Genomic DNA, 12,396 nt, shown 5'->3' on the forward strand with positions numbered 1-12,396 from the left:
AGTCCTGTTGTTACCGAAGTTCTTATGTTAAACGTTTCGTCCACGAAGAATTGCATGTCACTTTAGTTTTTCAGTTTCCGTTTTGCAATCGCAAATGTAATGATAAATGGAACAATGATAACGATGAGCATGCCTAGGAAAAATGCCCCCATGCTATTTGCGATGGATAAGAATGCCGGGACCCCTCCGACACCAACGGATGAAGCTTGTACACCGCCAACCGTGATGAATGCCCCTGCAATCGCCGTTCCGATTATCGCTGCAACGAACGGATAGCGATACTGTAAATTAACACCGAACAATGCCGGTTCTGTCACACCTAACCAAGCAGAAATCCCGGAAGTGCCTGCCAATCCTTTCAGTTTTTCATTTTTTGCCGCTAGGAATATGGCAAACACCGCGGATCCTTGGGCGATATTAGATAGTGCTAGAATCGGCCACAGGAATGTTGATCCCGTACTGCCGATCAATTGTAAGTCAACCGCAAGAAAAGTGTGGTGCATTCCTGTAATAACGAGCGGTGCATACAGCGCCCCGTAGATGAGACCACCAAGCAGTGGTGCCGCATCAAAAACAGCAATTAATCCGGATGTAATCCAGTTACCGATTGTAAATGTAACCGGCCCGATCAGGATAAAGGATAAAAAACCAGTCAGAAGCAGGGCGATTGGTGCAACGATTAATAATTGCAAGGAATCAATAACCCGCTTCTTCAGCCATTTTTCAATGCTTGCTAGAACCCATGCAGCAACGAGAACTGGCAGCACTTGTCCTTGGTATCCCATCATATTCACTTCTAATCCGAATAGGTTCCATGTCGGTGCCTCACCATTCGCAGCAGCGATGGCATAATCACCCGCAGGCATTAATGCTGGATGAACGAGAATCAATCCAAGAACAATACCCAATAATGGATTGCCCCCAAACCGTTTCACTGCAGACCAGCCGATCAAAGCCGGCAAGAACGTAAATGCCGTAACAGCAATGACATTAATCATATCTGCCATACCGGCCCAGGATGGGAACATCTCGATAATCGATTGATCCGTGAAAATCGGATTGACTAAAATATTATTTAATCCAAGCAATAAACCAGCAGTTACAATCGCTGGCAAAATCGGAATAAAAATATCTGCCAGTACTTTAATGCCACGCTGCAGCGGGTTGAGTTTCTTCCCACCGGCAGCCTTCACATCATCTTTAGATGCTTCTTTTAAACCGGTTTCTTTGACCATGGATTGATATACCTTATCAACAGTCCCTTGTCCTATAACGATTTGATATTGTCCATTTGTTGAGAAAGTTCCTTTGACAACATCTAAATCCTCCAGTGCATCTTTGTCTACCGCATCTTCATTATCTAGTGCAAAACGCAATCTTGTAACACAGTGGGTTGCTGCATGGATGTTTTCAAGACCCCCTACTGCTTCCACAATTTTCTTTGCCGTTTCCTTATATTCTGAATCCTGATTCGTTCCATCTCGCTTTTCAACTGGATTGGCATTTGTTTCCCTTGCCCCTTTTAGAGTAAGCTCAAGTAAGTTGGATTCTCCCGCAATAACCGTGTCATCACTCGTTTTTCCGTAATGCTCAACCGAATCTCCAGCCGTGATGATAATCGGTGTAATATGGCTCGCTGCTCTTTCTTTAATTAACTGCAAATCGAATGTAATCAAAGGATCGCCGACTTTTACTTGCTCCCCTTGTTCCACATGCACTTCAAAACCTTCCCCGTCCATGTGAACGGTTTCAAGACCAACATGAATCAGTATTTCAATTCCTGATTCTGTTTTTAAACCAATCGCATGTTTTGTCGGAAAAGTGACGACTACTTCTCCGTTTACAGGAGATACAACTTTACCATCCGTCGGTTCAATTGCTAGCCCATCACCCATCATTTTCTTAGCAAACGTCGGGTCCGGAACATTTTCAAGCGCTGTAACTTTTCCACTCAGCGGTGCAATAATGATTTCCTTTTCATTCCCTTGTAAAGCCATTGATGTCCACTCCTTTTCATATCTCTATTAATTATTCATATATACCCTCTGCTACCAACACGAACACACTAACAGCAGTGGTGTGAAGACAATATAAGATTTCCGATAAAACGAATGTTAGAGCACACTTGTATATACATGTCATCTCCAACTATAGTAGTTTAACTTGTATATACAATTTTTGCAAGTGCTTACAGATGGAATTTTATGGAGCGATGGACAAGCCCTGCATCCTGGGGGTGTTGAGTCGTGGAAAAGTGATTGATGTAAAAAGAGAGCTTATTTTTAATAATATGCTCTCTTTTTCTTATCATATCCGCTTGGAAACGGTTGATTATGCAGCCTGAACTGGAATCATAGATAGTATCTACTCTATATTATTCCTTCTATTGTTATACTCAAACAAAGTCTTCGTGTTCTTTGTAACCACCCGCTACTTCTGCCTTTGTAGCAGACAGGAACCAGGCTAAAATAAAATAATCTAAACTGGCAAGTAGAAACCGTACGCTTTTCTACTTACACCGTTTAGATTACAATATTAAAAGTTCATTCTATTTAAGCATTCACTGCTTTTATATTTTATGAAAGAAATTAAAAAAAGTCTTGATTCATTTTGATATAACGCTTGGCTTGCTTCATCAGGCTCTTATACTTTCCCCCGCTCCTATCACCTTGCAGGTATTCCTGTAAAGCCAGCACAATTGATCTTCCGTGCTCATCCATTTCTTGATCTTTCCTCTCTTTTCTTTCCACTAAAACAAATAATTCACTTTCGATTCTTCTTATATTTTCTTTCTTCTTTGATCGAAATAGCATAAACATGACATACCACCTTTTTATACATTTCGTTCATCGAATTTAAAATATGTCTTAGATTTATTTTATATCGAATTGGAGTGCTTCTAGATTTGATTGTTTTACTTGGTGTTTGTTTTGTTCTTTTATATAGAATACACCCATGCCGGACGCACAACAAGCTAGGACGGTTCAACGCTATTGTTCATCCGTCCTAGCTTAACTATAAATTGTTTCACAACAATAGGGGTAACCTTAGTGATTCCCTCTTAATGTATTATTCGGAATACTATTAATAGATAAACTTCCTATCCTGATTAGATCTCAGCAGAACCTTTTCATTTGGTTTTCATAATTACTAAGTAAACACTAATTTATAACAAACCTTTTCTTGCTCTCAAATCATTAATAATTTGAGGATATTCTTTATCTAATTTATAAAACGATAATAATAAAACTAATAATACAAAAGTTACTATTGGTAAATACAGGAATAAAGCGTTTATAGCGAATATTGCGGTATCAGATTGTATAGCTTGACCTCCTACATATCCTCCGAAACTTAAAATCCACCCTACGGATGCAGCACCGATCCCAGTACCGATTTTTGTACCCATGCTTCCTCCACTATATACGAGTCCTTCCCTTCTAACTCCCGTTTTCCATTCGCCATATTCTACCGTATCTGGTAGCAAAGCAAATATTAAACCGAATAATGGTACTCTTCCGATACCTCGAAGGATAGAACCTATTATAACAACCGTTAAGCTTGTTGGATTTATTATAATTAGAATTGAACCCGCAATAAATAATAGCGTTCCACCTATCATAAGCTTAGTTTTTCCAAATTTCTTCATTAATGGAGCAAGAAATGGAATGAGTAATAGGGCAGGCAGTTGTATACATAATGTTAATAATCCAACGAGAGCGGGATTTCCTAAGATATACTCAGCATAGTAAATCGTCCCACCATTATATAGGGCATCATTAACATAGTATAAAATAAACATAAAGAGTACCATAATCCAGTACTTGTTTTTTACTAAAGCTTTAAAACCAATCCAGAATGGTTCTTTATTAACGTCTTTATTTAGATATGCCGTTCTTTCTTTGGAAGTAAAAAATGTAACCATATACATAATCGCCGCAACTAGTGCAAGTACGGAATATGCTCCAATCCAGCCGACTTGACCACCGCCAAAAAAATTAACCATTGGAAGCACTAAGTTACCAACTACAATTATACCTATAGTAGCAAAAAACATTCTATAGACATTTAATACTCCACGTTCATTTTGATCTGGGGTCATCAGAGTATTAAGTGTTCCATAAGGAATTACAACACCCGTATACAATAATATTACTAGGTTATAAGTGATTGCAACATAGATTATTTTCCCTAAATCACTGACACCTGGAACCGTAAAGAGTAAAACCATCACAACAACAAATGGGATAGTTAACCACAGTATCCAAGGTCTAGCCTTTCCGTGTTTAGACTTGGTTTTATCTATAATACCTCCCATCGCAATATCAGAAACGCCATCTAAAAACCGGGATAGGAGAATTATTGTTCCTATTATACCAGCTGAAATTCCTACAACATCTGTATAAAAGTATACAATAAACATACTCATGGACGCCCAAGCAAAGTTAGTAGCTAAATCTCCTAGTCCATACCCAACTTTCTCGGTAAACCCGATTTTACCATTCGATTTAGGTGATTTATCAGCAGTTTGTGGTAAAGACATATTTCTTTTCCTCCCTTTTCTGTATGCGGTTACATTAATTAAGTCAATCCGATTGTTAATATTCTGAATTTAAGGGTATTTCACATTTACATCGGCGTATTTTTCGTCAAATTTTGGTATCCTCTTTAATCTATTTTTGGTGCTAAAAACAGTGGTTAAACACCTAGCACCAAAAATAGACAAGTTGTATCCTTTGTAAGTCACTTCCTGTGATGAGACTATTCTTCATTGCACCATTCTAAACAAGTTGCTGCTATCACTTTTGTAGCTGTTATAATATCTTCTACTTTACAATGTTCATTTGTTATATGGGCTAACTTCTGATCACCTGGTCCAAAATTTACGGTAGGAATATTACTTATCCTATCCAGCGATCCTGTATCAGTATGAAACCCGGATCCCACAGTGTTCATTAATGGATTAAGATCCTTTGCAGACTTTTTAAATACATCTACAAATGGATGATCTTCCTTAACTTCTGCACAGTCTGCTTCTAATACCCAATTAACCTTAGGAGGATTTTCCCTGAGCCAATCATCTGACTCCGCTACTCTTTGTATGAAATCTTCAAATTCTTTACGAGAACCAGTTCCTAAACCATTTTCATCTGACTCTTGTGGTAGTACTTGTATATTGAAAGATAGTTTGCAATGGTCAGAGTAGCTAGAGAAATGATGGCCGCCTTCAATCATTGCAACTTTAATTTGATTTGATTCAGTTAGTAAAGGATGGTTCTTATCCGGCCTCGCAGACCATTCCTTATTTAACTCGTCGATTGCATCCATAATATATCGTGCTTTTTCTATAGCATCAACCGCACCGCCTCTTGACCAGTGGGGTTGAGTAACTTCTAAATGACCAGTACGTCCCTTAATAATTACTTCCCCCCAAATTATTCCGCGACATAGTAAACTCAAGTCAAGATTAGTAGGCTCAGTCATGATTCCAGCATCTATCTTAATACCATTCTTATTAATATAATCTGCAGTCGCAAGGAAACCTGTTCCACCTGCTTCTTCACCCACGGAACTGGAAAACCAAAGATCACCATCTAACTTGATACCGCTTTCAAATATTGCCTCTAAAGCCGCCAACATAGCGCCAACCCCACTTAGCATATCAACAGAACCACGCCCATACAGTATTCCATTTTCAACCACTGCATCAAATGGAGGATGTGCCCATTCTGAAACATCGTCAGCTGCTACTACATCAGTATGGCCCGTTAAAATCAGTGAACGTCCTTTTTCAGGATTCTTACCAGATAAACGCGCTAAAATATTTGGTCGATCTTCCCAAGGTAATTTGTCAGTATACCCCGTTATAAATCCTGGCAGATCACGGTATTTTTCTAGTTTATCGAGTTCCACATCAAAATGATCAATCTTCATATTCTCAATCTTCTTGAGTCTGTCAGTAATGATTTGTTGGGCTTTCCGCTCGTTTGTATCATCATTATAAGCGGGATTTATAGGCTTAGTTCTAATTAAACTTCTAACTAGTTCAACAATTTCATCTCTTTTTTCATCAATTCTCGCAAAAACCTTTTCTTTTTGTTGCATTTTTTCTCCTCCTGCTGTTTTATGAGTTTATAAGATTAGTGGAACAGTGAACTTTCTATCCATTAATTATCTACAATACTGAATTTATACGAAGTCTGCTTTTGATAAGGTTCGTTAGCTTTTAAAACAATGCTTGGGAATCCTTCAAATTCTAAAGAAGCTGGAGAGGATTGGGTTTCAAGGGTAACACCTAAATATTTTTCTGATTTCCCTTCAGCAAGTTCAAAATTGTTATCTAAATTATTCCCAGTATAAATTACAATCCCAGGCTGGTCTGTTTTAATAGTCATTACCCTTCCGCTATTTGGTTCCTCTAAAATTACACTATCTTCATTTTGATTATCAAAAATAAAATAGTGATCAAAACCATTTTTGGCATACTCATTTTGACTAATAGGATTTTCAATTCCTTCTCCTAACACTTTCCCTTCACGAAAGTCAAAAGGTGTACCGCTTACATCTACTTTATCCCCAGTTGGTATCAGCTCTTTATCTAATTCAATAAAGTAGCTACTATTTAGTGTAATAATATGATTATTTATTGGTTGTTTTAAATTACCATTTAAATTGAAATAAGAATGATTCGTTAATGTTAATACTGTAGTTTTATCCGAAATAGCGCGATAGTCTATAATAAGCTCGTCATTATCTTTAAGTTTAAAGGTCACACTCACTTTAAGATTTCCTGGATACCCGTCCACGCTTTCAGATATTTCATTTTGAAGCTCAACACCGACATCTGAATCAGTCTCAAATACTTTATAATCCCATAACATTTGGTGAAAACCACGTGTCCCGCCATGTAGGTGATGATTGGATTCATTGGATTCTAACGAATAGCTGGTTCCTTCCAAGTCAAATTTTGAGTTTGCTATCCTACCTGCTACTCTCCCTATTGTTGCACCAAAGTAATTTGGATCATTTTTATAACTATCAAAATCCGCATAACTTAATACAACGTTTTCCATATTACCATTTTTATCTGGAACCGTTAGATTAGTAATAATCCCACCGTAGTTTAAGATATCAACTGATACATTATTTTTATTTCTTAATTTAATTAATTTCCATGATTCATTGATTGGTTTAACTTCGATACTCATAGCAATTACTCCGTTTCTATAAATTTATTGTGTTTTACGCACAACTTACTTTTCACTCTAACAAGGCATTAGGTTGAAGATTGTTTAAGTTTTTTAACCAAATAAGCTGCACCTATAATTCCCGCATCATTTCCTAATTTAGCTATTTCTAATTTACAACTTTGAAAAACCCGTGGTAATGAGTATTTTTCGAATGATATATTTACTGCATCTAATAATTGTTCTTCTGAATTCGACAATCCTCCTCCTATCAATATCTTAGAAGGATTGGTGACTGAAGATACTGCTGCAATTGCATAACCTAGAATATCTGTTATATCCTTTACTATACCTTGGCATAATTGATTTCCTTTTCTTGCTAATTGAAAAACATCTTTGGATGTTATATCTCCTTCAGATTCATAAAATTTTGCCAGGTCACTTGTTGGATATTTTTCAATCACTTTCATCGCTTTATAAACCACACCCGGACCTGAAGCAATTGTGTCCAGACATCCTCTTCTTCTACAATTACAAGGCAATCCATTTCGATCGACAATGATGTGACCTATTTCTCCAGCTGTTCCATTGATTCCACTAAGGAGTTCTCCATTAGCAATAATTCCACTACCAACACCCGTTCCTAAAGTGATAACAATGATATCATTAGTATTATTACCAGCTCCTTTCCAATTCTCCCCTAACGCCGCCAAATTTGCATCATTCTCAACAAATACTGGTAAATTCGTTAGACTTTGTAATTTTTCTTTTAACCTGTAATTCTTCCAACCTATATTTACAGCTTCATAAACCATCCCGGTTTGTTGACTAACAAAACCAGGAGCACCAACGCCGATTCCTATTACTTCGTTGTTAATTTCATTCCACGTTAGTTCAGCGTTTATAGATTTCCAAATATCACTCACAACGTTTATCCCTTTATTTTCCTTCCTTGTTTTAATTTCCCATTTTTGAATAATAGACCCATTGATATCCAAAACACCAATTTTTACGGATGTGCCCCCTATATCAATTCCAATTAGCTTATTGCCCATCTCACTGTCATCCTTCTCTTAATTTCTGCGCACTTATTTTAATACTTCTTCTCTAATAAAGAGGCCGCATCTTCATCCATAATAAAAGTTACATTGGGATGGGTTCTTAAAATGGAAGCTGGACATTCTTCGGAAATAGGTCCCTCTAACGTTTCTTTTACTGCTTGAGCTTTACGTTTTCCGGAGGAGGCAACTAAAATATGTTTACTATCCATAATGTCAGCTAACCCCATCGTTAACATTTGGGTTGGAGCTTCTTCTTTAGATAGATTATGATACCCCATTGTACTATCAATAGTTGATTGATCACTATCAGCCAAAAAGAGGCGGGAATCAAAAGGTGTTCCAGGCTCATTCGCAGCTAAGTGTGCATTTACTCCTAATCCCACAATTTGTAAGTCTCTTGGATATTTATTTAAAACCTCTTTATATCGTTCTAATTCCTTTTCAAGATCCGTTACGCTTCCACTACCATCCAATAATCCAACATATCTTGGTTTGGTATCAATTAAGTCATAGAAGTTTTTGTGCATATAAGAAAAAACAGTAAACGATTTATTCCTTTCAGCTACATACTCATCTAAATTGGTGAAAACCGATTCTTGAATATTAACCTTCCCCGAATTAATTGCTTTAACTAGTAATTCAAATGTCCCATCATAACTTGCACCTGTTGTTGTGTTGATTACCGCCTTTGGATTTTCCTGTAAGGTTTCAGCAATAACTGAATAAGCTTCCTTTGATAATGCTTCATAATCTTTAACCTGAATAACTTTCATTCTAAATTTCCTCCCTCTAAATTTAAGATAATAGCCTCATTAATAAACTTAGTTTAACTATAATTATAATGTGATCGCTTTAATATACATTAAATATATATATCGAGTTTTTTTCACTCTATTATTAAACTAGGTTTAATAATAACTTATCACCTAACTGAAGGAAATGCAATACATTTCTAACTATTATTTAAGAATACTAGTAAAATTCTTCATCTCTTAATATAATGGTTTGTTCTGTTGTGTATTATTATGTTATATTTTATTTTTTTATAGATTGAATGAATTTCATAATTACCAAAGTCGGCTTTTCCATCACCATATGTAGTTGGGAACGAACCAACTCAACTACATATGGTGATGGTGAAGCATTAAATACGTATTATGAAATTCATTAGATTGCGTAAATGAAAAAGAAAAAAGATGGTTACGTGTAGATAGGTACAGCGCTATTTCGTTTGTCTTAACAATAATTAATAGTAGTTTAGTTAGGTAAGCAAGAGTTAGAGTAATAGGCCTTTCGAGTAACTCCTTAAAGGTAGATATATAAAATGGTTAAGTTCCTCATATTTATTACCTGGTTTAGTTTCGTTTTCAAGTATGCATAAGTGGATTAGTTTTCTTAAGATAGGTAAAACACAACAATATCGATTCGATGGCTGCAATCAAGCTGTTACAATAAATGTGCAAATTATGCTATTATATAAAGCAAAATCGCGAATTTAATTCTTCTGTTAATCGCACATGAAAAGTGAGCCATATAACAACTTAAAATTGAGCCACTTATACTTTGTGAAGTAATTTTTCACACTACCTTTTAACGGCTTTACATGGAGAGGTGGGCATGATATCCTCATCAGGGTGCGAAATCCCTTAATATCGCACGTTTTCGCTAAGTAGTCATGCCCACAGAGGCTCCATGTTAAGCCAACGCAGATGAAAAGTGATACCACTATAGTTTGTGAAATGCACTAAATTTTAGTGGCTCAATTTTAATTGCGAAGTGACTCAAAATTCAATTGCGAAATACATTCTTCTCATAAGAAGTAATATTTCAACTACTAAACATCATAAATTCAATGGATTAGAAGGTGATTTCATGTTTAACATGCGTTATGATCAAAAAAGAATTAGAAAATATCATTATTTCTTATTGCTGAGTTTGATTCAAAAGCACAAAAAAATGTCTAGAACTGAGTTGGCTAAGATTACAAATATGAGTAACACCACTGTTGGAAAAATTATAAAAGAGCTTTTGGAAGATGGATTAGTAAAAGAGGTAGGGCAAGTAGTTGGCGATTTAGGAAGGAGAGCAACTTTATTAAAAATCAATTCAGAAGGCGCTTATATTATCGGAGTAGAAATTAATCTAGATCACTCAGAAATAGCTGTTGTTTCGTTAAACGGAACAATCGTAAAACGTAGAATTTTAAACCTTAATGCAAATCAATCTCCAGAAACAGTCCTAAATGTAATTATTTTAGAAACTAAGGAAATAATTTCCGAAATGAGTACTGATCTCTTTGATAAAATTTTAGCAATTGGTGTTAATCTCCCCGGACTAATTACATGGCCTGAAGGGAAAGTGCTTGTTGTCCCGCAATTTCATTGGAGAGAAGTGAATATTAAGGAATATATTGAAAAAGAATTGAATTTTGTTGTGTACATTGATACTGATACTAGAACAGAGCTTTTAGCAGAGCATCTATATGGAGGCTTAACAAATTATGAAAATGCTGTATGTCTCTATATAGGGAGTGGTGTCGGAAGTGCTGTAATGGTTAACGGAGAACTCGTGCGTGGTCATGACAATATGTTAGGAGAAATTGGTCATATAACAATTGATCCAAATGGGGACTTATGCGATTGTGGAAGACTTGGATGTTTGCAAACGTTTTTTTGTTCCTCAAGTTTAGAAAAAAAAGCTCAAAAACCACTCCGAGAAATTTTTACAGCATATGAATTAAGAGAAGATTGGGCTGTACGATTAATCAACCAGGCTCGGCTATATATAGGTCTGGCTATATCTAATATAAGCTGTATATATAATCCTGAAGCAATTTTAATCACAGGACCGATGGTTAGACAGTACCCACAAATTACAAAAGATATTGAAAAAATTGCAGAAAATTACGTTTGGGCACCATTAAAAACTTCTTATAAGCTTGTAAAACCAAGTATTGAAGAAAATAGTGGAGTTATTGGAGCAAGTGCAATTGTGTTAAAGGAATTTTTACGTTTTTCTAACGACGATATTTAATCTTTTTCTTTAAATTGTTTAAAGGAGATATTTTAGCATAACAAAAAAATCCTAATCACAGTGGCATTTTAACTTCTTTCTATGCTTCCCATTTTTTGAAGAAAGTGAAAGATGACCTCATTAGTTTCTTCGCTACATAACTAACCTAATCCCTTAGTAAAAATAAGGAGAACCTATTTTACGCTCACTAACAAAAAAAAGCAAGTTCATCACTAAACACAGCATGAACTTGCTTTCCCTTTTCATATAAAATACCCTAAGACTACTTATCTAATAGCCTAATAACGTCTGCGGGGCAACGAGTTTTGTATTTCTTTAACCTTTCGCTCCATCGATTGAAGTTTTCTGTTTTGTTCTTCCGCCGCCCGCCTCCTATCTGATGCAGCAAAGCTATCCAACATCGCACTTGCTCTCGCTTGCCTCATTTGAGCTTCCTCTATTTCGTACAATCTGATTGCTTCGGGTAACGTATCGGCCTGCAGATTTTCAAGATATGTGTAGATTTTATTGATGGCTCGTGAACGTCTATATTTCCGAGGGAGGATACCGAGATTACTAGCGTTGACAATATGATTATTCTCATCCTCCAACTCCCCTATTTTTTGCTGGAAGCGAGATTGCGTCTTTACAACCCTTTGTTCCACGAAACCAAGCCTTCTCAGAAAAGAGTCTTCCTTACCTAACGTAAACATGCTATAGAAAAATAAGATGATTAATCCTAGAATAAATAGCCGTAATAATATGCTATATCCTGGGATGAGATTCGGTAAAAGACCAAAAAGGATTGGATCTAAAATCGGAATCCTTTGCGATTCAATAAAAAACAATAAAAATACAGGGCCTAACGTGATAAGCAAAAAGAATAACCGTAAATGAGAGCTCGTTCTATCCATCATTTTCCGGTGCAAGCGGCTGATTTTCTTATTATTCCTATCCAGCACTTTCCCGTCCTTCTTTAAACTCGCCAGATTATGTAACAAAACCTCTCGTGAATGACTCATTCCGTTCCTTTCTCCCTTCTTTACTAGAAACAGTTCAATATTTAATCCTTTCAAACTAAATCATACCATAATTCGCGTTTTTACCTAGGTCATTTTATTTAATTCGAAAGACTT

General features: G+C 36.2%; 10 protein-coding genes. 2 read left to right on the forward strand and 8 right to left on the reverse strand.

The features are described from left to right. Positions 1-62: 62 nt before the first annotated feature. Positions 63-1,997, reverse strand: a complete 1,935-nt coding sequence (treP, locus tag LZD48_RS13395; RefSeq protein ID WP_235763237.1) for a PTS system trehalose-specific EIIBC component — start codon at positions 1,995-1,997, stop codon at positions 63-65. A gap of 197 nt (positions 1,998-2,194) precedes the next feature. On the opposite strand from treP, the gene LZD48_RS13400 reads away from it, so the two are divergent. Continuing rightward, complete coding sequence (locus tag LZD48_RS13400) at positions 2,195-2,344, forward strand: hypothetical protein (RefSeq protein WP_235763238.1); 150 nt, start codon at positions 2,195-2,197, stop codon at positions 2,342-2,344. A 244-nt stretch (positions 2,345-2,588) separates the two neighbouring features. Here LZD48_RS13400 and LZD48_RS13405 read toward each other — a convergent pair whose 3' ends face one another. The 6 genes from LZD48_RS13405 to LZD48_RS13430 all read right to left on the reverse strand — a co-directional run bounded on the left by LZD48_RS13405 (position 2,589) and on the right by LZD48_RS13430 (position 9,021). Next, complete coding sequence (locus LZD48_RS13405; RefSeq protein WP_235763239.1) at positions 2,589-2,819, reverse strand: hypothetical protein; 231 nt, start codon at positions 2,817-2,819, stop codon at positions 2,589-2,591. 347 nt (positions 2,820-3,166) lie between these two features. After that, positions 3,167-4,543 (reverse strand): MFS transporter, encoded by a 1,377-nt coding sequence (locus LZD48_RS13410; protein WP_235763240.1) that lies wholly within the window; start codon positions 4,541-4,543, stop codon positions 3,167-3,169. Positions 4,544-4,761: 218 nt separating this feature from the next. Next, on the reverse strand, positions 4,762-6,105 hold the full coding sequence (locus LZD48_RS13415; protein ID WP_235763241.1) for an ArgE/DapE family deacylase: 1,344 nt from the start codon (positions 6,103-6,105) through the stop codon (positions 4,762-4,764). A gap of 62 nt (positions 6,106-6,167) precedes the next feature. Further along, positions 6,168-7,208, reverse strand: a complete 1,041-nt coding sequence (locus LZD48_RS13420) for an aldose epimerase family protein (RefSeq protein WP_235763242.1) — start codon at positions 7,206-7,208, stop codon at positions 6,168-6,170. A 68-nt stretch (positions 7,209-7,276) separates the two neighbouring features. Next, positions 7,277-8,242 carry an ROK family glucokinase gene (locus LZD48_RS13425; RefSeq protein ID WP_235763243.1) on the reverse strand — a complete coding sequence of 322 codons (966 nt, stop codon included), beginning with the start codon at positions 8,240-8,242 and terminating at the stop codon, positions 7,277-7,279. A gap of 38 nt (positions 8,243-8,280) precedes the next feature. After that, entirely contained in the window at positions 8,281-9,021 is a 741-nt protein-coding gene (locus tag LZD48_RS13430; protein ID WP_235763244.1) for a glucosamine-6-phosphate deaminase, read from the reverse strand. A 1,099-nt stretch (positions 9,022-10,120) separates the two neighbouring features. On the opposite strand from LZD48_RS13430, the gene LZD48_RS13435 reads away from it, so the two are divergent. Beyond that, on the forward strand, positions 10,121-11,281 hold the full coding sequence (locus tag LZD48_RS13435) for an ROK family transcriptional regulator (RefSeq protein WP_235763245.1): 1,161 nt from the start codon (positions 10,121-10,123) through the stop codon (positions 11,279-11,281). Between the two features lie 278 nt (positions 11,282-11,559). Here LZD48_RS13435 and LZD48_RS13440 read toward each other — a convergent pair whose 3' ends face one another. Continuing rightward, positions 11,560-12,282 (reverse strand): DUF443 domain-containing protein, encoded by a 723-nt coding sequence (locus LZD48_RS13440; protein WP_235763246.1) that lies wholly within the window; start codon positions 12,280-12,282, stop codon positions 11,560-11,562. Positions 12,283-12,396: the final 114 nt, after the last annotated feature.

This window comes from Oceanobacillus alkalisoli, assembly GCF_021556485.1.
In the GTDB taxonomy this organism is placed as follows: domain Bacteria; phylum Bacillota; class Bacilli; order Bacillales; family Amphibacillaceae; genus Oceanobacillus; species Oceanobacillus alkalisoli.

Bases quoted from the DNA above. Each gene is read 5' to 3' on its own strand.
- LZD48_RS13425 (WP_235763243.1), bottom strand. From the start codon at position 8,242: ATGGGCAATAAGCTAATTGGAATTGATATAGGGGGCACATCCGTAAAA.
- LZD48_RS13435 (WP_235763245.1), top strand. From the start codon at position 10,121: ATGTTTAACATGCGTTATGATCAAAAAAGAATTAGAAAATATCATTAT.
- LZD48_RS13440 (WP_235763246.1), bottom strand. From the start codon at position 12,282: ATGAGTCATTCACGAGAGGTTTTGTTACATAATCTGGCGAGTTTAAAG.
- LZD48_RS13405 (WP_235763239.1), bottom strand. From the start codon at position 2,819: ATGTTTATGCTATTTCGATCAAAGAAGAAAGAAAATATAAGAAGAATC.
- LZD48_RS13400 (WP_235763238.1), top strand. From the start codon at position 2,195: ATGGAATTTTATGGAGCGATGGACAAGCCCTGCATCCTGGGGGTGTTG.
- LZD48_RS13430 (WP_235763244.1), bottom strand. From the start codon at position 9,021: ATGAAAGTTATTCAGGTTAAAGATTATGAAGCATTATCAAAGGAAGCT.
- LZD48_RS13410 (WP_235763240.1), bottom strand. From the start codon at position 4,543: ATGTCTTTACCACAAACTGCTGATAAATCACCTAAATCGAATGGTAAA.
- LZD48_RS13415 (WP_235763241.1), bottom strand. From the start codon at position 6,105: ATGCAACAAAAAGAAAAGGTTTTTGCGAGAATTGATGAAAAAAGAGAT.
- LZD48_RS13420 (WP_235763242.1), bottom strand. From the start codon at position 7,208: ATGAGTATCGAAGTTAAACCAATCAATGAATCATGGAAATTAATTAAA.
- treP (WP_235763237.1), bottom strand. From the start codon at position 1,997: ATGGCTTTACAAGGGAATGAAAAGGAAATCATTATTGCACCGCTGAGT.